We start from the raw sequence: 19,207 nt of genomic DNA on the forward strand, positions 1-19,207 counted from the left end.
TTCATGTTGAAGCGACGTGGAGATAGAACGCGTGAAACATGAAATACGCACAGCCGGCCAACGCCAGGCCCATGCAGCGGTTGAACCACGTGAACGCCGCCGCCCCGCTGATCCTGCGTCCTAACATGGCGCCCAACAAGGCGTACACCCACGGCGCGCCGACCGCGCCCAGCCCCAGCAAAGCCGAAACCCCGGCGATGGACGCCCCGGTAATATGCGCCGCCGGCAACATCACGCTGGTAATCGGCAAGACCGCCACGATGCCCTTGGGGTTAAGCAACTGAATCACCAGGCCATTCCAGAACGTGAGGGCCTTGCCAGGCGTGCTTGAAGTTTCTTCAACCACCGTGCGGGCGGTGAACACTTGGTAGGCGAGGTACAGCGTGTAGACCCCGCCGACCAGCGAGATATACGGCAGCGCCGCCTGGGAAATGATCGCCTCGCCGGTGTAGCCAAACAGCACGAACATCAACAGCATCGCGCAGCCCACACCGAGGTAGAACCCGCTGGAGCGACGGAATTTGCCGGTAAGCCCGGCGTTCAGCCCCATCAGGTTCACAGGGCCGGGGCTGTACATGACGCTGAAGGCGTAGAGGAAAATGTCCATGGAGAAACCTGCCGTAGAAGAAGTCCGGCGAGTCTACTGAGGCGCTTTGCGCTGAATCTTGTACGTTTGTGGTTCAGCCTGTGGCGAGCAGTCTTTCAGTGGCGAGCAGGCCTGTTGTGGCGAGCGGGCTTGCCCCGCGTTGGGTGGCGAAGCCGCCCCAAAAACCGGCTGACGTGATTTGCCTGAATAAATGCGTTGTTCTTATTGGGGCTGCTTCGCAGCCCAACGCGGGGCAAGCCCGCTCGCCACTACAAGCCCGCTAGCCACAACAGGTCCGCTAGCAACAGCGAGCCTTGTTTCCCGCAGCGATTCATTCACCCCAGCCTCTGCGTGCTGAAATAAACTGTGCGCGTACCTAGTGGGATTATTTATGACTCAACCCAGCGGAGACTTTTCGATACGCACGTTGGAAGACCCTCCCGCGCAGCTGCGCAATTTGGAAAAGCAGGCCGTTGCCGAAGGGTTCAGGTTCCTGACGCGGCTGATAACCGAATGGGAAAACCGCACGAACCGGTTTGACCAACCGGGAGAGTGCCTTGTGGGAGTCTTTCGACAGGGCCAGTTGATTGGCGTTGGAGGCCTATCCCGCGACCCATACGCAGGCCCGCAAATCGGTCGGCTACGCCGGGTATACGTTGATCCAGCGATGCGCGAGCGTCGTATTGGTGGAGAGCTGGTCAGCTATTTACTGGAATACGCCGCTAAACAGTTTCAAGCAGTGCGTCTTTCCACGGATAGTCCAAGTGCCATGAAGTTTTATCTGCGCTGTGGTTTTCACCCCGTGAGCGACGACACCGCAACCCACGCAAAGTCGCTGGTACCCTCGATCGGCAGTGACCCGGAGACCGCATGCAGGTGATAAACAACAGCAGACCTGAGTACATGCCCAGGCTCGAGCAACTTCTGTACGGCAATAACTACAGCGTCTCAATAGACCTGTATGGCCCACTGGATGCGAACCTTCCGCTGATCGAGGTGCTTAAATCAGCGGTGAATTCGTCATGTGAAGTCCCCCGCAGTGCACTCATCAGTGTTGATGAAGCGCGGGCACACATTCTTGAGTCATTGCTTTACTCAGGTGATCCGGCTGCCGGGCCAATCGACCTGCCTGCTAAATGCAGTGAAATAACCTCACTGGTTGAGCAACTGCTGGAAGGTGCCCAGGTCAATAGAGCCGACGCTATCTACAGCTTTCACCTCGCTAAGGGCCACCCAGGCTACCCGGTGTGGTGGGAGTTCGCCCTGGATGTCCATGCGCGAGGCAGTCGTTGGATTCTGCTGGGTTGCAGCAGCGATTAGGCGTAAACCCCAATCGTGAATTGGGGCGTACGCCACTCGACGACTTACAGCAACGGAATCGAATAACTCACAAACACCCGATTCTGATCCTGGTCGCGCGCCACTTCACTGCGCGACACGCCGTTGCGCCAGCCAAAGCCGACGTTTTTGAACGTGCCGCTCTGCACCACGTAATCCAGGGAGATGTCCCGTTCCCATTCGCTGGCAGTGTTGCCGGCGGTGGTGAGGATATGGTCGCCTTTCAAATACATCACCGACGCCTTCAGGCCAGGCAGGCCCAGCGCGACAAAGTCGTAGGCGTATTGCGCAAAGGCGGTGCGTTCGCCGGCCTGGATGAAGGTTTGCACGGTGCGGTCGGTGTAAAGGTACAGGCTCGAACCGCCCTCGCCTTTGTTGACCAGGCCACCCTGGTTGAGTTGGGCAAAGTTGCTGTCGTCGGAAACTTGCTGGTAACCCGCGGTGATCGCGTGCGGGCCCAGCGAGTAGATGAACGCGGCGCTCCAGGTGTTGTTGTCGATTTCGCCGTTGCCGTTCCGGGTATAGCCGCTGAATTTATACCCTTCGGCACGCCCGGCGGCAGTGCTGTTCTTGCCGTCGGAGGTGGTGTTGAAATAACGCAGGTCGGTTTTCAATGAGCCGTAGTCGCCCAACGGCAATACATGGATCAACCCGGCAAAGTGCTGTTGGTAATAGTCTTCGAGGTTGGCGTAGTAGTACTGGACCAGCAGGTCCTTGTTCACTTGGTAGTCGAAACCTGCGTAGTTGAATTTATTGCTCTCTTGCGTGCCACCCGCGGCCGCCAGGCCACTGCGATCGCTTGAGCCACGGCCGGTGGTGTGTTGCAGCTGGCCGCCGATCAGCGTCAGGTTGTCGATGTCTTTGCTGGTGACCTGCGCGCCCTCGAAGGATTGCGGCAGCAGGCGGCCATCGTTGCTCACCAGGATCGGCAAGTTCGGGCGCAGGTAGCCGTAGCGCAGTTCGGTTTTGGCAAAACGCGCCTTGGCCGTCGCGCCACCGCGCGCCCAGCTGTCGGCTGCCTTGCCGTCATCGGTGGGGATCATCGAGCTGCCCACGTGGCGGCCAGCGCCACTGTCGAGGGTTACGCCGAGCATGCCGACGGCGTCGAGACCAAAACCGACGGTGCCGTCGGTAAAGCCCGACTGGTAGTTGAGGATAAACGCCTGGCCCCACTCTTCGGTCTTCGACGGTGCGGCGGCGCCGTCGCGGTTGTCGTTATTGAAGTAGAAGTTGCGCAGGCCCAGGTTGGCTTTGCTGTCGCTCAAAAAATCAGCCGAGGCCAAGGGGCTCAGGGCAATACCCAGGCCGCCGGTTAATACACTCAGTACATTCAAAGTAGCTTTCATCAGGACGAACTCCGGCGCGGAATCCAGGTTCCGGGCGCGTAAAAAGGGCAGCAGGATGCACGCGGCCATCTTAGGTTGGCCGCCGCGTTAACCAACGTTTAAGTGCTTAGTTGAGTGAAGTGAACCTCCGTAAAACCTCAGTCAATCAATCCATGAGCGTCATAAAACGGATACGGCCCCGGGTAGTCCCCGAACACGCCGTTGTGGCTGATCAACCCGTGCTGTGCATCCCAGCGGTGCAGCAGGTAGCCGGCCGGCTCCAGGTTGAAATGCGCAGGCGCGGCGTCTTGCAGGTCAAGCACGATCTGGTGCGAAGTGCCGGGGCACACGCAACTCAGGCTGCCGCCAAAACGCCGTTGCATCGGGCGGTGCAAATGCCCGCACAACAGGCGCTCCACGTGTGGGTGGCGGGCGACGACGCGCTCCAGGGCGGCGGCGTTGATAAAGGGCTCGCGGTCCATATGGCCGATGCCGCTGCTAAACGGCGGGTGATGCAGGATCAGCAAGGTCGGTGCCTCGGGGCGCAGCGCCAATTGCGCGTCGAGCCACTGCAATTGGCTGTCGAGCAGTTGGCCGCCGTGACCACCGGGAATGGTCGAGTCCAGGCCGATCAAGCGCAACGGATGCTCATCCACGACCCAATCCAGCGGGCCGTCTGCCGACGTCGGCAGATAAGCGTGATCGCCGAACGCATCCAGTAACGGCCCGCGCGTGTCGTGGTTGCCGGGCACCAGGTAGCAGGGCATGTGCAGGCGCGCCAACTCCGGGTGCAGCACGGCGTATTCATCGGCGCGGCCAAAATCCACCAGGTCGCCGCTGATCACTACGATATCGGGCCGTGGGTAACTGGCGTTGAGATGGTCGACGGCGCGGCGCAGTGCGCCCAAGGTATCGACCACCCCATAGGTCAGGCGGTTACCGGCTTTAAGGTGCAGGTCGCTGATCTGCGCAACAAGAAACGGACGGTTCAAAATAAGCTCTCACGCATTCAGGGTGAACACCACGTGCGGCGCGATTGCCAGGGCAATCGGCGCGCCGACGCGGTGCAGTTGGTTATCGCTGCTGTCCACCAGCAGCGGTTGCGGGCCGCCCACATCCACCAGCAGGCGGCTTTGTGCGCCCTGGAAGAACTGCGCGACCAGATGGCCGTGCAGGTGCCCTTCGTCTTCCATCACGCGCAGGTGTTCGGGCCGGCAGTACACGGTGCTCGGTAAGCCGGCGCCGTGCCACGGCAGTTCGCCGCCGCAGACTTTCAGGCCGTGGGCAGTCCGCGCCAGCACAGAGAAGGCATTGAGGTTGCCGACGAAGCCTGCGACAAACGCATTGGCCGGTTGCTGGTAGATCTCCCGAGGGCTGGCCAGTTGCGCGATACGCCCCTGCTCCATCACCAGGATGCGGTCGCCCAGCGCCATGGCTTCGCCCTGGTCGTGGGTGACGAACACCGAGGTGATGCCAAGCCCGCGCAGCAGTTGATCCAGCTCGCTGCGCAGGCGCTCGCGCAATTGCGCATCCAGGGCGGCCAGCGGCTCATCGAGCAACAGCACTTTGGGACGCGGTGCCAGCGCGCGGGCCAGGGCCACACGCTGACGCTGGCCGCCCGACAGTTCATGGATGCTGCGCTTGCCGTGGTGCTGCAAGCCCACCAGTTCCAACAGTTCCTCGCAGCGCTTGTTGCGCTCAGGCGCCGACACGCCGCGAATCTTCAAGCCGTAGACAATGTTGCCGGCCACGTCCAGGTTGGGAAACAGCGCGTAATTCTGGAACACCATGCCCACATCACGGCGCTCGATGGGCAAGCGCGTGACATCCTGATCGCCGAAAAACACCTGGCCCACGTCCGGGCGTTCCAGGCCGGCAATCAGGCGCAAGGTCGTGGTTTTGCCACAGCCGGACGGGCCGAGAATTGCCAGGGTTTCGCCGCCTTCGACGCTCAGGTTCAGGTCATGCACGGCCACGGTGCCGTCGGCGAATGCCTTGCGACAGCCTTGCAGGCGAATAGTGATAGCGGTCATCGACGCTCTCCACGGGACAAACGAGCACTGATGGCCTGCAACGCAATCAGCAGCGGCACGATCATCAGCAAAAAGATAAGGGTGTAGGCGCTGGCGATTTCCAGACGTGCCGAGGCGTAGCTGTCGGCCAACCCCACCGGCAGCGTCTTGGTCATCGGCGTGTGCAGCATCCAGGTCAGGTTGAACTCACCCAGGCTCAGGGTGACCACCATCAGCACGCCGGCCAGAATGCCCGCCCGACAATTGGGCACCACCACGCTGAAAAAGCGCTTGATCGGCCCCGCGCCGAGGCTGGCGGCAGCCTCTTCCAATACCGGCAGTTGCTGACGTTGCATCACCGCCATCACCGGGCGCACCAGGAACGGCAAGGTGAACAGCACATGGCCGACAAGGATGAACAGCCAACTGCTGCGAAAGCGGCCGAATTGGCCGTAGGTCAGCAGCAACGCCAACGCACTGGCCAAACCCGGCATCGCCACCGGCAGCACCATCAGCTCTTCGAAGGCGCGGCTGAAGCGGTTGTTCATGCGCACCAAGGCATAGGCCGCCGGCACGCCGACCACGCAGACGCACACCGCACAGGCCAGGGCCAATTGCAGCGACAGCCACACCGTGGGTGAATAGGCCTGCCACACCTGCACCAGCCAGTCGAAGGTCAAGCCGCTGGACAGGCCGACGAAGAAATTACGCGTCAGCCCGGCCAGCAACGACATCAACACCGGCACCAACATGAAGGCGCACACCAGCAGGGTAAACAGCAGTTGCACCACAAACAGCGATGAGCGCTTCACAGGACCGTCCCCGCGTTTTTCACCAGGCGACGCGTTAGCAGCAACACCGCCCAGGTCACTGCACCGAGCACCACCGACAGCGCGGCGGCGACGGCAAAGTTGGCGTAGTTGGTGAACACGTTGTAGATCGCCACAGGCGTGACATTCAGCCGCGTGCCCAAGGTAAAGGCGGTACCGAACGCGCCCATGGACGTGGCAAAACAAATCGCCCCGCAGGAGGCCAACGCAGGCGCCAGCCCCGGCACGATCACGTCGCACACCACCCGCCAATGCCCGGCGCCCAGTGAGTGCGCGGCTTCCTCCAGGCTGCGGTCGAGGCTTTCGCACGCGGCCATCACCGTGAGGATCACCCGCGGGATCGAGAAGTACAGGTAGCCGACAAACAACCCCGCCAGCGAGTACGCGAAAATCCAGCGCTCACCGGCCAGTTGCAGGCCCAGGGCCGCAAACAGGCCTTGGCGACCGGCCAACAGGATCACCAGAAAGCCCACCACCACGCCAGGAAACGCCAACGGAAAGGTGAGCAATGCCACCAATGCCGAACGCCCGAAGAACTGCTGCCGCGCGAGGAATACACCACTGATGCCGCCGATCAGTAACGCGGTGAGCGTCACAAACACGGCCAGCACGCAGGTCTGCGCCAGGCTGCCCAGGTACTGCGTGCTGCTGAGCACCTGCCAATAGCCGCTGCCGTTGCTGTCGCGGCGCTCGGTGCCCAGCACGATCAAATGCGCCAGCGGCAACAGCCAGAACGCGAACAGCACCGCGAAGGCCGGGGCCAGTGCCCAGGCGGCATGTTTTGCCGAGGTTGCCACTTACTTGACCTCGCTCAGGTAACGGGCGGCGAAGGCTTCCTGCACAGCGGCCATTTTTTCGTAGTCCACCACGCCAGCGCGGGCGTAGTCGCTGTCGGGCAGGAACTGCGCGGCGACGTCGGCCGGCATTTTCATTGCGCGCACCGGGCGCAGGTAGGCCTTGGCCCACAATGCCTGGCCTGCATCGGAGAGCACGAAATCGAGGACCTTTTCAGCGTTGGCGCGGTGCGGCGCGTTGGCCACCAGGCTCATCACGTACGGCACGCTGATGCTGCCTTCTTTGGGGATCACGAAGGCAACGTTGGCGTTGTCCTTGTAACGCGCGCGGTAGGCGTTGAAGTCGTAGTCCACCAGAATCGGCAGCTCACCGGACAGCACCCGCGCATAGGCGGTTTGCTTGGGCACGATGGGCGCGTTTTTGGCGAGCTTCTGGAAGTAGTCGATGGCCGGGGCGAAGTTATCCAGGTCGCCGCCCAAGGCGCGGTTGATCGCCACGGCGGAGACGTAGCCGACAAACGCGCTGGACGGGTCGAGGTAACCGACCATGCCTTTGTACTCAGGCTTGAGCAGGTCGGCCCAGCTTTGCGGCACGGGCAAGCCGCCCAGTGCATCGACGTTGACCATGATGCCCAAGGTGCCGGAGTGAATCGCAAACCAGTGGCCGGCCGGGTCTTTCAAACCATCGGGGATCTGCTCCCAGCCCTTGGGTTTGTAGGTGCCCACCACGTCGGCCTTTTGCGCCTGCAAGCCGAAGGTCACGCCGTAATACACCACATCGGCCACCGGCGCGGCTTTCTCCGCCACCAACTGCGCCAGCGACTGCCCGGAGTTCTTGTTGTCGAGCGGCACCTGCACGCCGGTATTGGCGGCGATGGCCTTGAGTTGGCTGCCCCAATCGGCCCAGTCGGGCGGGCAGTTGTAGCAAATCGCGGTTTCGGCGGCCTGGGCCAGGCTGGCCATGCCGCACAGCAGCACGGCTGCCAGGGTTTTACTGAACGCGCGCATCAGGTGTCTCCTCAAGGGGTTGAGTGCTGTCGCCGGGCCGGATATGGCACGGCAGGCAATGGGAAATCGGGGCGTTGCCGGCGATCTGCGCCAGCAATTGGTCAATCACCGTGCTGGCCAGCAGGCCGATGGGCTGCACCACGCTGCACAGCGTCGGGTGCATCTGGGTGCCGAGGGCGATGCCGTCAAAGCCCATCACCGAGAGTTGCTCGGGCACATTCCAGGCGTTGCGGCGCAACTCGGCGATCAGGCTGATGGCCAGAAAATCGTTGGAACACACCAGCGCGGTCGGCGCCTGCGGGCCTTGGAGAAACGGCTCGATTGCCGCGAACTCGGCCTGGGTGTGAGCCGGCATTTCAATCACCGCGCGGCTTTTAAGCCCGTACTCGCGCATCGCGTCGCAATAGCCGGCGTAACGAAGGCGCGCACGGTCGGACTGCAACGCGGGGCCGGCGACCATGCTGATGCGCCGGTGCCCCGCTTCGAGCAAATAACGCGTGGCCAGGGCCATGCCCGCGCGGTTGTCGACCGACACGGCGCTGTAGCTGGGGTTGCTGGGTTGGTGATACGCCAGCACGAACGGTGTTTGTTCGCTGGCAAGGCTGTTGAGCACGCTGTTGCTTTCGGCGTCGGTCACGGTTAACACCAGCCCGTCGACGCGCTGGCGCAGCAACTCTTCCACCACAATGCTCTCGCGTTCGCTGCTGTAGTCGGTGGTCGCCAGCAGCAGGCTATAGCCACGCAGCCGGGCGGCACGCTCCATGGCCTGGAACTGTTCGGCAAACACCGGATTAAGCAGGTTGGGCACCACCACGCCAATCAGCTGGGTGGTTTGCAGGCGCAGTTGGCGGCCGAGCAGGTTCGGCCGAAAGCCCAGCTCGCGGGCGGCGGCGAACACTTGCTCACGGGTCGCCGGGCGCACCTGGTCGGGGGAAGCAAAGGTGCGGGCGGCGGTGGCGCGGGATACCCCGGCCAGCTGCGCAACGTCTTTCAGGTCAGTCATGGTCACTCGCTTGAGATCGATCTCATTGGCGAGGACAGTAACGAGGGAATGTGGCAGTAGCGTGGTGCCAAGATGACGGTTTGATGGCAGCGCCCCCGTGCTAAATGTGGGAGGGGGCTTGCCCCCGATAGCGGTGGGTCAAAAAAGAATAGGCTGACTGACACACCGCAATCGGGGGCAAGCGCCCTCCCCCATCAGATCGGTGTGTAGCCACAGATAGTCATACTCCGCGGGTATGCTTGGAAACCGGCGCAGCAAAATCCGCCCGCTAACCTTTCGATCTGATCCAAGTGCGGGCACAATGCGTGTCCTTTTTTGGCAGGCACCGCCGCAGGCTCTCAAAAATGATCAAAACGCCGTACTACCTCATCGATAAACAGAAACTTCTGGTCAACATGCAGAAGATTGCTTACGTGCGCGAACAGTCCGGCGCCAAGGCTTTGCTGGCGCTCAAGTGCTTTGCCACCTGGTCGGTGTTCGACCTGATGCAGCAATACATGGACGGCACCACCTCGTCGTCGCTGTATGAGTTGAAGCTGGGCCGCCAGAAGTTCGAAGGCGAGGCGCACGCCTACAGCGTGGCCTGGGCCGACGATGAAATCGAAGAGATGCTGGAGAACTGCGACAAGATCATCTTCAACTCGATCAGCCAGCTGCAGCGCTTTGCCGAACGCAGCGAAGGCAAGACCCGTGGCCTGCGCGTGAACCCACAGGTGAGCAGCTCCGACTACCTGCTGGCCGACCCGGCGCGACCATTCAGCCGTTTGGGCGAATGGGACCCGGTGAAGATCGAAGGCGTCATCGAGCAAATCTCCGGTTTCATGTTCCACAACAATTGTGAGAACGGCGATTTCAGCCTGTTCGACAAGATGCTCGGCACCATCGAAGAACGCTTCGGCGCGCTGCTGCACAAGGTCAAGTGGGTCAGCCTCGGCGGCGGCATTCACTTCACCGGCGAAGGCTATGCCATCGACGCGTTCTGCGCCCGTTTGAAAGCGTTCTCCGAGAAGTACGGCGTGCAGGTTTACCTGGAACCGGGAGAAGCAGCGATCACCAACAGCGCTTCGCTGGAAGTCACCGTGCTCGACACCCTCTACAACGGCAAAAACCTCGCCGTGGTCGACAGCTCCATCGAAGCCCACCTGCTGGACCTGCTGATCTATCGCCTCAACGCCAAGCTGGCGCCGAGCGAGGGTGAACACACTTATATGGTGTGCGGCAAATCCTGCCTGGCCGGGGACATCTTCGGCGAGTATCAATTTGATCGTCCGCTGGCCATCGGCGATCGGCTGTCGTTCATCGACACCGCGGGCTACACCATGGTCAAGAAAAACTGGTTCAACGGCCTGAAAATGCCGTCCATCGTAGTGAAACAACTCGACGGTACTGTCGAGGTGGTTCGTGAATTTGGTTACGACGACTACCTGTCCAGCCTTTCGTAAGCTGGCGGATAAAGGAGAGATAAAGCAATTGAAAAAGAACGTTCTTATCATTGGTGCAGGAGGTGTCGCCAAGGTGGTGGCCCACAAGTGCGCGCAGCACAACGACGAACTCGGTCGTATTGCTATCGCGTCGCGCAACATCTCCAAATGCCAGGCCATCATCGACAGCGTCAAGGCCAAGGGTAGCCTCAAGGTGCCCGCCGACATCCAAGCCTTCGCGCTGAACGCCCTGGACGTGGAAGCGACCAAGGCCCTGATCCGCGAGACCGACTCGCAGATCGTCATCAACGTAGGTTCCGCCTTCCTCAACATGTCGGTGCTGCGCGCCTGCATCGATACCGGCGTTGCTTACCTTGACACCGCCATCCACGAAGAGCCGGGCAAGGTCTGCGAGACCCCGCCGTGGTACGGCAACTACGAATGGAACCACCTGCAAGAGTGCAAACAGAAGAACATCACCGCCATCCTTGGCGTGGGCTTCGACCCGGGTGTCGTCAACGCGTATGCCGCGCTGGCGCAGCAACAGCATTTCGACCGCATTGATTCGATCGACATTCTCGACGTCAATGCCGGCAGCCATGGCAAATACTTTGCCACCAACTTCGACCCGGAAATCAACTTCCGCGAATTCACCGGACAGGTGTGGAGCTGGCAGAACAGCCAGTGGACCAGCAACACCATGTTCGAAGTCAAACGCACCGACGACCTGCCGGTAGTCGGTTCGCAAAACCTGTACCTGACCGGCCACGATGAAGTGCACTCGCTGTCGAAAAACCTCGACGTGCCCAACGTGCGTTTCTGGATGAGCTTTGGCGAACACTACATCAACGTGTTCACCGTGCTGAAAAACCTCGGCCTGCTCTCCGAAAAACCGGTCAAAACCGCCGAAGGCCTGGAAGTGGTGCCGTTGAAAGTGGTCAAGGCCGTACTGCCCGACCCGTCTTCGCTCGCCCCTGGCTACACCGGCAAGACCTGCATCGGCGACCTGGTCAAAGGCAGCAAAGATGGCCAGCCGCGTGAAATGTTCATCTACAACGTGGCCGATCACGAAGAAGCCTTTGCTGAAACGGACAGCCAGGGCATCTCCTACACCGCAGGCGTACCACCGGTGGCCGCAGCGCTGCTGGTTGCACGTGGCGAGTGGGATGTGAAACACATGGCCAACGTCGAGGAGCTGCCGGCTGAGCCGTTCCTTAAAGCGCTGGACGTGATGGGCTTGCCGACTCGGATCAAAGACGAGAACGGCGACCGTGCGTGGGATGCGATTGCCTGAACAGGCGATTGCTGACTGAACAAAAAAATGCGCCCTTGGGGGCGCATTTTTTGTTTGGGCATATACAGACCCGCAATCCAATGAAGATTCAAAATGTGGGAGCGGGCTTGCTCGCGAATGCAGGGTGTCAGTCAACATATTCGGCACTGACACTCCGCTTTCGCGAGCAAGCCCGCTCCCACATTTTAATTTGTGGCTGTTATTCCCCAGTGGCTTGGCGCACGAAAGCATCGAACAAACACCGCACTAGATTTGCAGTGGATTTGAGAGGTCGAGTTATTCCAGATTTCTGGCCGAGTTGCTCAGCGCCCGCGAGCACTGCAACAACGCCGGTGCCAGCTGTTTCTCGGCATCTGCCCTACTCCACCGACTGGTCGGCGCCACCACATGCACTGCCGCCACCGGCCGGCCATTGGCGCCGAGCACCGGCGCGCCGATGGTCATGTCGCCCAGGAACAGTTCCTGGCCGTTCACCGCATAACCCTGTTCCCGCACCTGTTGCAGCGACTCAAGAATCTGGTCGACTTCAGTCAGCGTCTGGCTGGTGTGGGCAATGCGCTGGCTGCTCTCAATCAACACCAACGCCTCATCCGTCGGCAACGCGCTCAAATACGCGCGCCCCGAGGCCGTGCAATACATCGGCACCCGCGAGCCAATCGGCATGTGCACCGGCACGAAGCCCGCGCTGACAAACCGCGCGATGTAGGTCATGTCGTAGCCCGCAGGCTCGGTCAGGCACGAGGTTTCGCCGGTCAAGCGCGTCAACTCAGACAGAAACGGGTTGGCCACCTCAATCAACGAATGCGCATCCAAATAACTGAAACCCAACTCCAGCACCCGCGGTGTGAGTTGGTAATGCCGTGTGCGCGAGTGTTTCCGAAGGTAACCCAGGCTCTCGAGGGTAAACACCATGCGCTGAGCTGAGCTTTTGGTCATGCCGGCGGCCTCGGCCACCTCTGCAAGGCTCATGCTGCGGCGCTGGGCGCTGAATGCCTTGAGCACCGACAGGCCTTTTTCCAGGGATTGGTTGTGCAAGCTGTTGCGTTCTTCAGACATGGCGGACTCACGGTCAGGTCGATCAGGCGTGGCGATATTCTTACCTCAGATCACAAAAATAGACCACTAAATATCGTATATCGATACGAATGATTCATTTTGTTGATTTTACAACCCAACATACGATTTATTTTAATCGAAATGGCACAGAGCTTGCGGTTTCATCAGCAACCGCTTGCGGTACTGACGATCCGTTTTCCTTCTGGAGTAACCCGATGAACAGTCTTTCGCCCTTGTTTCGCCGCCTTGCCTTCGGTCTTTGCGCCGCGCTCTGTGTCAGCGCCGTGCACGCAGAGAGTGCGTCCTCGTACAAAGTCGGTGCAACGGCCAGTGGCTCGCCGTTTACCTTCCTGGATATCAAGAGCAACAGCATTCAAGGCGTAATGGTCGATGTGGCCGAGGCCGTCGGCAAGGCTGGCGGGTTTACCAGCCAGATCGAACAGACCAACTTCGCCGCGCTGATCCCCTCTCTCACCTCCGGCAAGCTCGACTTCATCGCCGCCGGCATGCTCAAGACCGCAGAGCGCACCAAAGTCGTCGACTTCAGCGCTCCGGTGTATGCCTACGGTGAAGGCCTGATCATCAGTGCCGACGACAACACCGCCTACCCCGATCTCACACCACTCAAGGACCAAGTGGTCGGCGTGCAAGCCGGCACGGTGTTCTATGACCAACTCAACAAGCTCGGCATCTTCAAGGAAATCCGCACCTACGACTCCATCGGCGAGATGGTCCGCGACCTGTCCTTGGGCCGCATCAAGGCGGCGGTCGGCGACCAGCCGGTCGTCGCCTACCAGATCCGCCAGAAGCTGTTCAAAGGCGTGAAACTCGCCCCCGACTACACACCCACCAACGTCGGCGAAGTGTGCCTGGTGGTACGCAAAGGCGATGCGCAAACCCTCGATCGCCTGAACACCGCAATCGCCAGCATCAAGGCTGACGGCACTCTCGACGCCATCCTCAAGAAGTGGGGGCTTGATACCCAGGTGCGCCCATGAACCCGGCTGAATTCCTGCAAAACGCCCAGGACTTTTTGCCGATCCTGCTGCAAGGCGCGTGGGTGACGATCCAGATCACCGTGCTGTCGTTCCTGCTCAGCAGCGCGATTGGCTTGGTGTTGGCACTGCTCAAGTTGTCGCCGATACGCGCGTTGTCGTGGGCGGCCAGCACCGTGATCAACGTGATCCGTGGTCTGCCGATCATCGTGCAACTGTTCTATATCTACTTCGTGCTGCCGGACATGGGCGTGCACCTCACCGCGTTCTACGCGGGCGTGATCGGCATGGGCATCGCCTACTCGGCGTACCAAGCGGAGAACTTTCGCACCGGCATCATTGCCGTCGAACAAGGCCAGCGCGAAGCCGCCGAGGCATTGGGCATGCGCTCGGTGCTGATGATGCGCCGGGTGATCCTGCCGCAAGCCTTCCGTATCGCCTTGCCGCCCTACGGCAACACCCTGGTGATGATGCTCAAGGACTCATCCCTGGTGTCGACCATCACCGTGGCCGAGATGACCCGCCAGGGCCAGTTGATCGCCTCGTCGACCTTCCAGAACATGACCGTCTACACCCTGGTTGCCCTGCTCTACCTGCTGATGAGCCTGCCGCTGGTGTACGGCCTGCGCCGGATGGAACAGCACTTGGGCCGGAGGAAAAAAGCATGATCGCGATACGCCAACTGCAAAAACATTACGGCAGCCACCGCGTGCTGCACGGCGTCGACCTCGATGTAGCCAAGGGCGAAGTAGTGTGCCTGATCGGCCCGTCGGGCTCGGGCAAATCCACCCTGTTGCGCTGCATCAACGCGCTGGAAGCCTACGACGGCGGCGTTATCACGGTGTTTGGCGAAACCGTGCAGCGCGCTAGCAAGAGCGTGCACGCCCTGCGCAGCCGCATGGGCATGGTGTTCCAGCGGTTCAACTTGTTCCCGCACCGCACGGTGCTGGAAAACGTGATGGAAGGCCCGGTGTACGTCAAAGGCGAGCCACTCAAACAAGCCCGCGAAGAAGCCTTGGTGCTGCTGGAAAAAGTCGGCCTGAGTGCCAAGGCCGACGCCTACCCGGAACAGCTCTCTGGTGGCCAGCAACAACGCGTGGCCATCGCCCGCGCCTTGGCGATGAAACCCGACGCCATGCTGTTTGACGAACCCACCTCGGCACTGGACCCGGAGCTGGTCGGCGATGTGCTGGCGGTGATGCGCACCCTGGCAGATGAAGGCATGACCATGATCGTGGTCACCCACGAAATGGGTTTTGCCCGCGAAGTGGCCGACCGCGTGTGCTTTCTGCACGGCGGCTACATCGTCGAAAGCGGTGCGGCCGAGCAAGTACTCGGCGACCCGCAACACCCACGCACCCAGGATTTCCTGCGGCGCGTGCTGCACCCCACCGGCAATACGCGGAGCCTGTCATGAAGTCTTTATGGTCAGCGACGGCGCCGTCGGTACTGCCGACACCGGCGTTGAGTGAGTCGGTGAAGGTCGATGTGGCGATTGTGGGCGCGGGTTACACCGGCCTGTCGACCGCCCTGCACCTGGCCGAGCGCGGCGTCAACGTGTGCGTGCTGGAGGCCAACGAGCCCGGCTGGGGCGCATCGGGGCGCAATGGTGGGCAGGTCAACCCGACACTCAAATACGACCCCGAACAGTTGGTGCAGATGTACGGGCCGGAACGTGCCGAACCGTTGATTTACACGGTATCGAATTCGGCGGACCTGGTATTCAAGTTGATCGAACGCCATCGCATAGATTGCGCGCCGGTGCGCAAAGGCTGGATGCAGGTGTCGTACACGCAAAAAGGCGTGGCCGGGCTGCACGCTCGAGCCGATCAATGGGCGCGTCGCGGCATACCGGTGCAGCGCTTGGAAGCACGTGACGTGGCGGCGCGCATGGGCAGCGAGGCCTTTGCCGGCGGCTGGCTGGATGGCCGCGCCGGGGCGATTCAGCCGTTGGCGTATGCGCGTGGGCTGGTAGGCGCGGCGTTGGCGGCGGATGTGCAAATTCATGGCCACAGCGCCGTGACGGGGTTGCAGCGCCAGGGGTCGGGCTGGCAATTGCAGACAGTTTCTGGCGCACAGGTCACGGCCGATCAGGTGGTGCTGGCCACCAATGGCTACAGCGGCAATCTGTGGCCGGGCATGGCACAAAGTATCTTGGCGGCGAACAGCTTCATTGTCGCCACAAAGCCGTTGAGCGGGCGTGCGGCTGACAGCATCTTGCCGGGGCAGGAAACCGTGTCCACCGCGCAAAGGCTGCTGCTGTACTTTCGCAAGGACAGCCATGGGCGCTTGCTGATGGGCGGGCGCGGCCTGTTCAACGACCCCACATCACCCGCCGATTTTGCGCACCTGGAGCGCTCGCTGGCGTTGCTGTTTCCACAGCTGGGGCCGCTGGAATTTGAGTACCGTTGGGCCGGGCGTATCGCAATCACCCGCGACTTCATGCCCCACATTCACCAACCGGCGCCGGGGCTGACGCTGGCATTGGGGTGCAATGGGCGTGGGATCGCGCTGTGTACCAGCCTGGGGCAGCAATTGGCCGGGCGTTTGTGTGACGGCAACGCGGATTTCGCTTACCCGGTGACGCCATTACAGCGTTTGCCGTTGCATGGGTTGCAGCGCTTTTACATTGGAGCGGGTGTGGCTTGGTATAGCTTGCTGGACAGATTGAACATCAGTTGACGGCCCAGACAGTCTAGAAAACTGTCAACTCTCACAGGTTACCGAACCCGCAAAATCCGTTAGCTTCGCCAGTCGAGAGTCAATCATCGATTGGCTTACCCACTCGGCATGTGCAAAAGGAATCGTCCATGACGTTCCACGAAACCTCAAACCGCAACCCTTCGCCTATCAAGCCTAAAGGACGAAACCGCTTGGGCATCACCGCCCGCCTTCCGCGCTGGGCATTCGCAGTGCTGATCGCGCTCTGCGGCATCGGCGTGCTGCAAGAGCGCACTCGCCGCGTGCGGCCAGCGCACGCCCTATTGCTGGGCGTCGGCGTGCTCATGCTGTTAGGGATGGGCTGGGTGCGGGGGTGTGTACAGGCGTGATGAACACCTGTGGCGAGGGCGCTTGCTCCCTCGCCACAGGGTTTTCGCAGGGTTTCAAGACCGCGCTTAGCTCACAGCTCGAAGGCAAAACACACCAACACTTGCCAGGCTTGCGGCTCTCGGAAGTTTCCTACAAGGGTTTCAGGTTGTGGCTCGGATAGGGGCTGACTAACCTCTCGTCGTCGCTGCCAATTCAGCGACCGGATTTGACCGTCCGATTCCAAAAGAGCAAATGTGCTAACACCGATATTGGGCGTTTTTTTACGTCTGAGGTATCGTGTCGCGGCAGCTGTGCGCGGGATACCTTCGGGTATGCCGGTTTTGCTCCTTTTGGCCGGTCGGTCAACCCGCGTATAGCTGCCACCCTCTTTCGTTTGACCGCGAATCGTGGCAGTTCCATTTATAAAGGAGCTTCACCATGATTAAAGACAGCCCCAATCCCCCAGGCCAGCAAGACTTCGACACCAGCACCCTGCACGAAGTGGCCTACCGTGCGATCAATCACTACCTCAATCCGGGCAAACCCATTCCCGAACCCAGCGAAGGCCTTTTCACCGTGCGCGCCGACCTGGGCACCGAAACCTTGCTGGTCAACGCATCCCAGGACCTGGCGTCCATCTGTGATATTGCCAACCATATGGCCTTTGAAATCGACGGTTCCCAACGTAATGTCGCGCTGGGTATCTGCCGGATGCTCGAAGGGGTGCAACTGCTGGTGGACAAGGCACTGAACGTGGCCCACCCGACGGTTTGAGATGGACGAGATAGAGCGCCTGAGCTATCTTCGGGCGCTCTATCGACAGACCCGGAACAGGAAGTTACCGCTTGAGCTCCTCGCCCCTACTGCGAAGCCGCACCTTCGCTCTCTTCGCTGGCATAGCCTTTATTGCCGTGGACCAACTGGTCAAACTGCTGGCCCTGGTTTCGCTGCATGCCAACAGTTTCAAAATCGGCTCTAACCCCATCAACCTGGCGCTGGAACTGAGCCTTAACCCAGGCGCCTTTCTCAGCCTGGGCGCTGCGCTGCCGCCGCAGGTCAAACAACTGATTTTTATCGTCGGCGTGGCCATCGTGGTCGCATGGGCGATGGCGTGGTCGCTGACCCACTGGAACCAGCCGCTGCGTAAAGTCTTACCGCTTTATGCGATTGCCCTGGGCGGTATCGCCAACCTGATCGACCGGGTATTTCGCGACGGGCATGTGGTGGATTACATGGTGTTGAACGTGGGGCCGACGCATACCGGCGTGTTCAATATTGCCGATATCGCGATTACGGCCGGGGCGATTTATTTGATGTTGGATTTGTTTATAAAACCGCGCAAGGCTTAAATCGAAACGCGACCACCGAGCCCAAAGTAAAAGCAAAACCGTCGCGCTACTTCTACGTTAATTTATCGATAACGTATTGCTGAAACCAAGCTGGCTGGGTATCCGAGATGATATCGATATCCTCACCTTCTGTGATTTCAGCAAGCTGAGCGAAGATGGGTTCACCATCTTGTGAGTTGTCAAAGATGTAAGCTCGGTTTGACAGCAATATTGCCTCGGACAGATTTTCCAAAGACCGCTGATAACGAGATCGGATCTTGTCTGCTGGGACATCATGCCCTCCCTGGGATGCTCTGTAAGCGACCCTGGCGACGTTGATATCAGCATCTGCCGTAGCAACGTAGTAAACGTACACGCGGTAACCGGCGGCTTTTGCATGGCGCAGCAGTTCAATTTTGCTGATATCCGACATAACGGTTTCGAAAGTGAAACTCACACGCTCTTCAATCAACGAAACTCGAATAAAGTCAGCTATAGCAGAAGCGATATAGGAGTCGACTTGCCGCGAAGGAAAGGCGATCTGATCATGTGCCACAACCAGACTATCCAGCTTTGCCAGTGAATCGGGAAATTTTAAAAGTAGCGTATGACTACGCAAGAATGGGATAGCCCGCCTTGCATAGTGTTCAAGCCCAAAGGCGGCGAACTCAAAGGTGCCCGTCTCGCGAATGCTTAACTCAATTGCGTCAGGGTTGATGTAGTTAACCAGCAAATGCGCCGGAACTTTCGAGTTGAACGTGCTCTTACCACTCCCATTCGGCCCGGCGAACATCCGGACTCGAGGCGTCGTGCTCAAGCCTGAATCTGCGCCTGGGCAGATCGACGATCCAAAAGAGACTTTCTGGTTTTCAAGCGGGTGCCAGCCTTGATTGTCCCGTAGGTTTCGACTGGGCGGATAATCAGCGTCTCGGTATTTGAGACCTTCATCAGTTGGCCAGCACGAACGACGAGTACCGACTCTCCCTTGGAAAGGGCAACCTCATAAGCATCCCGAAATGCCTTGGCGGCAATAGAGGGGATACTCGATTCCTGGGCAAGAACCTGTGCTTCGGTAATCGGTGGCTTAACTTTTTTACGTGACATGCAAGTCTCCGGCTCAGGACAAGGGAGGATCAATGACAATTAGCATAGATCACCTCGGGCGTCGATCGCAGGACTGACTTTAC

General features: G+C 60.1%; 22 protein-coding genes. 11 read left to right on the forward strand and 11 right to left on the reverse strand.

Annotation, left to right across the window (positions count from 1 at the left end; genetic code table 11):
* Window position 1 precedes the first annotated feature (1 nt).
* Window positions 2–607, reverse strand: a complete 606-nt coding sequence (locus FPT15_RS21655; RefSeq protein WP_145164501.1) for a LysE family translocator — start codon at window positions 605–607, stop codon at window positions 2–4.
* Window positions 608–977: 370 nt separating this feature from the next.
* Between FPT15_RS21655 and FPT15_RS21660 the strand changes: the two genes are divergently transcribed.
* A complete protein-coding gene (locus FPT15_RS21660; protein ID WP_145164503.1) occupies window positions 978–1,466 on the forward strand; it encodes a GNAT family N-acetyltransferase in 489 nt (162 codons plus the stop codon).
* Window positions 1,457–1,906, forward strand: coding sequence for a hypothetical protein (locus FPT15_RS21665; protein ID WP_145164506.1), 450 nt, complete (start codon window positions 1,457–1,459; stop codon window positions 1,904–1,906). Before FPT15_RS21660 ends, FPT15_RS21665 begins: the two co-directional genes overlap by 10 nt.
* 44 nt (window positions 1,907–1,950) lie before the next feature.
* On the opposite strand, the gene FPT15_RS21670 is transcribed toward FPT15_RS21665, so the two are convergent.
* The 7 genes from FPT15_RS21670 to FPT15_RS21700 all read right to left on the reverse strand — a co-directional run bounded on the left by FPT15_RS21670 (window position 1,951) and on the right by FPT15_RS21700 (window position 8,896).
* Window positions 1,951–3,270: an OprD family porin gene (locus FPT15_RS21670; RefSeq protein ID WP_145164508.1), complete on the reverse strand. Its 1,320-nt coding sequence runs from the start codon at window positions 3,268–3,270 to the stop codon at window positions 1,951–1,953.
* Window positions 3,271–3,407: 137 nt separating this feature from the next.
* Window positions 3,408–4,241: a phosphodiesterase gene (locus FPT15_RS21675; protein WP_145164510.1), complete on the reverse strand. Its 834-nt coding sequence runs from the start codon at window positions 4,239–4,241 to the stop codon at window positions 3,408–3,410.
* Window positions 4,242–4,250: 9 nt separating this feature from the next.
* Complete coding sequence (locus FPT15_RS21680; protein WP_145164512.1) at window positions 4,251–5,282, reverse strand: ABC transporter ATP-binding protein; 1,032 nt, start codon at window positions 5,280–5,282, stop codon at window positions 4,251–4,253.
* Entirely contained in the window at window positions 5,279–6,073 is a 795-nt protein-coding gene (locus tag FPT15_RS21685) for an ABC transporter permease (protein WP_145164514.1), read from the reverse strand. The genes FPT15_RS21680 and FPT15_RS21685 overlap by 4 nt, the downstream gene beginning before the upstream one ends.
* The gene (locus FPT15_RS21690) at window positions 6,070–6,888 is read right to left on the reverse strand and encodes an iron ABC transporter permease (RefSeq protein ID WP_145164516.1); all 819 of its coding nucleotides are present in this window, start codon (window positions 6,886–6,888) and stop codon (window positions 6,070–6,072) included. The genes FPT15_RS21685 and FPT15_RS21690 overlap by 4 nt, the downstream gene beginning before the upstream one ends.
* Window positions 6,889–7,893, reverse strand: coding sequence for an ABC transporter substrate-binding protein (locus FPT15_RS21695; RefSeq protein ID WP_145164518.1), 1,005 nt, complete (start codon window positions 7,891–7,893; stop codon window positions 6,889–6,891). It abuts the gene before it with no gap.
* A complete protein-coding gene (locus FPT15_RS21700) occupies window positions 7,877–8,896 on the reverse strand; it encodes a LacI family DNA-binding transcriptional regulator (protein ID WP_145164520.1) in 1,020 nt (339 codons plus the stop codon). Before FPT15_RS21700 ends, FPT15_RS21695 begins: the two co-directional genes overlap by 17 nt.
* Before the next feature lie 344 nt (window positions 8,897–9,240).
* On the opposite strand from FPT15_RS21700, the gene FPT15_RS21705 reads away from it, so the two are divergent.
* Both FPT15_RS21705 and FPT15_RS21710 read left to right on the forward strand, forming a co-directional pair.
* Complete coding sequence (locus tag FPT15_RS21705) at window positions 9,241–10,338, forward strand: carboxynorspermidine decarboxylase (RefSeq protein ID WP_145164522.1); 1,098 nt, start codon at window positions 9,241–9,243, stop codon at window positions 10,336–10,338.
* A 28-nt stretch (window positions 10,339–10,366) separates the two neighbouring features.
* Window positions 10,367–11,611: a saccharopine dehydrogenase family protein gene (locus FPT15_RS21710; protein ID WP_145164524.1), complete on the forward strand. Its 1,245-nt coding sequence runs from the start codon at window positions 10,367–10,369 to the stop codon at window positions 11,609–11,611.
* Window positions 11,612–11,887: 276 nt separating this feature from the next.
* On the opposite strand, the gene FPT15_RS21715 is transcribed toward FPT15_RS21710, so the two are convergent.
* Window positions 11,888–12,667, reverse strand: a complete 780-nt coding sequence (locus FPT15_RS21715) for an IclR family transcriptional regulator (protein WP_145164526.1) — start codon at window positions 12,665–12,667, stop codon at window positions 11,888–11,890.
* Window positions 12,668–12,882: 215 nt separating this feature from the next.
* Between FPT15_RS21715 and FPT15_RS21720 the strand changes: the two genes are divergently transcribed.
* The 7 genes from FPT15_RS21720 to lspA all read left to right on the forward strand — a co-directional run bounded on the left by FPT15_RS21720 (window position 12,883) and on the right by lspA (window position 18,041).
* Window positions 12,883–13,665: an ABC transporter substrate-binding protein gene (locus tag FPT15_RS21720; RefSeq protein ID WP_145164528.1), complete on the forward strand. Its 783-nt coding sequence runs from the start codon at window positions 12,883–12,885 to the stop codon at window positions 13,663–13,665.
* Window positions 13,662–14,330 (forward strand): amino acid ABC transporter permease, encoded by a 669-nt coding sequence (locus FPT15_RS21725; protein WP_083358110.1) that lies wholly within the window; start codon window positions 13,662–13,664, stop codon window positions 14,328–14,330. The genes FPT15_RS21720 and FPT15_RS21725 overlap by 4 nt, the downstream gene beginning before the upstream one ends.
* Complete coding sequence (locus FPT15_RS21730; protein WP_145164530.1) at window positions 14,327–15,079, forward strand: amino acid ABC transporter ATP-binding protein; 753 nt, start codon at window positions 14,327–14,329, stop codon at window positions 15,077–15,079. Before FPT15_RS21725 ends, FPT15_RS21730 begins: the two co-directional genes overlap by 4 nt.
* Entirely contained in the window at window positions 15,076–16,344 is a 1,269-nt protein-coding gene (locus tag FPT15_RS21735) for an FAD-binding oxidoreductase (protein ID WP_145164532.1), read from the forward strand. The genes FPT15_RS21730 and FPT15_RS21735 overlap by 4 nt, the downstream gene beginning before the upstream one ends.
* Window positions 16,345–16,472: 128 nt before the next feature.
* Window positions 16,473–16,712, forward strand: coding sequence for a hypothetical protein (locus FPT15_RS21740; protein WP_145164534.1), 240 nt, complete (start codon window positions 16,473–16,475; stop codon window positions 16,710–16,712).
* Between the two features lie 418 nt (window positions 16,713–17,130).
* Window positions 17,131–17,466: a DUF6124 family protein gene (locus tag FPT15_RS21745; protein WP_145164535.1), complete on the forward strand. Its 336-nt coding sequence runs from the start codon at window positions 17,131–17,133 to the stop codon at window positions 17,464–17,466.
* A gap of 71 nt (window positions 17,467–17,537) precedes the next feature.
* Window positions 17,538–18,041, forward strand: a complete 504-nt coding sequence (gene lspA / locus FPT15_RS21750) for a signal peptidase II (RefSeq protein WP_145164537.1) — start codon at window positions 17,538–17,540, stop codon at window positions 18,039–18,041.
* A gap of 52 nt (window positions 18,042–18,093) precedes the next feature.
* Here the strand turns inward: lspA and FPT15_RS21755 are convergent, their stop codons facing one another.
* Together FPT15_RS21755 and FPT15_RS21760 are read right to left on the reverse strand one after the other, a co-directional pair.
* On the reverse strand, window positions 18,094–18,813 hold the full coding sequence (locus tag FPT15_RS21755; protein ID WP_145164539.1) for a zeta toxin family protein: 720 nt from the start codon (window positions 18,811–18,813) through the stop codon (window positions 18,094–18,096).
* A 20-nt stretch (window positions 18,814–18,833) separates the two neighbouring features.
* The gene (locus FPT15_RS21760; RefSeq protein WP_145164541.1) at window positions 18,834–19,124 is read right to left on the reverse strand and encodes a hypothetical protein; all 291 of its coding nucleotides are present in this window, start codon (window positions 19,122–19,124) and stop codon (window positions 18,834–18,836) included.
* Window positions 19,125–19,207: the final 83 nt, after the last annotated feature.

The organism is Pseudomonas sp. RGB (assembly GCF_007713445.1).
GTDB lineage: Bacteria > Pseudomonadota > Gammaproteobacteria > Pseudomonadales > Pseudomonadaceae > Aquipseudomonas.

Coding starts and splice junctions, on each gene's coding strand:
- FPT15_RS21735 (WP_145164532.1), top strand. CDS start 15,076: ATGAAGTCTTTATGGTCAGCGACGGCGCCGTCGGTACTGCCGACACCG.
- FPT15_RS21755 (WP_145164539.1), bottom strand. CDS start 18,813: ATGTTCGCCGGGCCGAATGGGAGTGGTAAGAGCACGTTCAACTCGAAA.
- FPT15_RS21730 (WP_145164530.1), top strand. CDS start 14,327: ATGATCGCGATACGCCAACTGCAAAAACATTACGGCAGCCACCGCGTG.
- FPT15_RS21720 (WP_145164528.1), top strand. CDS start 12,883: ATGAACAGTCTTTCGCCCTTGTTTCGCCGCCTTGCCTTCGGTCTTTGC.
- FPT15_RS21665 (WP_145164506.1), top strand. CDS start 1,457: ATGCAGGTGATAAACAACAGCAGACCTGAGTACATGCCCAGGCTCGAG.
- FPT15_RS21680 (WP_145164512.1), bottom strand. CDS start 5,282: ATGACCGCTATCACTATTCGCCTGCAAGGCTGTCGCAAGGCATTCGCC.
- FPT15_RS21670 (WP_145164508.1), bottom strand. CDS start 3,270: ATGAAAGCTACTTTGAATGTACTGAGTGTATTAACCGGCGGCCTGGGT.
- FPT15_RS21725 (WP_083358110.1), top strand. CDS start 13,662: ATGAACCCGGCTGAATTCCTGCAAAACGCCCAGGACTTTTTGCCGATC.
- FPT15_RS21660 (WP_145164503.1), top strand. CDS start 978: ATGACTCAACCCAGCGGAGACTTTTCGATACGCACGTTGGAAGACCCT.
- FPT15_RS21655 (WP_145164501.1), bottom strand. CDS start 607: ATGGACATTTTCCTCTACGCCTTCAGCGTCATGTACAGCCCCGGCCCT.
- FPT15_RS21700 (WP_145164520.1), bottom strand. CDS start 8,896: ATGACTGACCTGAAAGACGTTGCGCAGCTGGCCGGGGTATCCCGCGCC.
- FPT15_RS21705 (WP_145164522.1), top strand. CDS start 9,241: ATGATCAAAACGCCGTACTACCTCATCGATAAACAGAAACTTCTGGTC.
- FPT15_RS21745 (WP_145164535.1), top strand. CDS start 17,131: ATGATTAAAGACAGCCCCAATCCCCCAGGCCAGCAAGACTTCGACACC.
- FPT15_RS21695 (WP_145164518.1), bottom strand. CDS start 7,893: ATGCGCGCGTTCAGTAAAACCCTGGCAGCCGTGCTGCTGTGCGGCATG.
- FPT15_RS21715 (WP_145164526.1), bottom strand. CDS start 12,667: ATGTCTGAAGAACGCAACAGCTTGCACAACCAATCCCTGGAAAAAGGC.
- FPT15_RS21760 (WP_145164541.1), bottom strand. CDS start 19,124: ATGTCACGTAAAAAAGTTAAGCCACCGATTACCGAAGCACAGGTTCTT.
- FPT15_RS21740 (WP_145164534.1), top strand. CDS start 16,473: ATGACGTTCCACGAAACCTCAAACCGCAACCCTTCGCCTATCAAGCCT.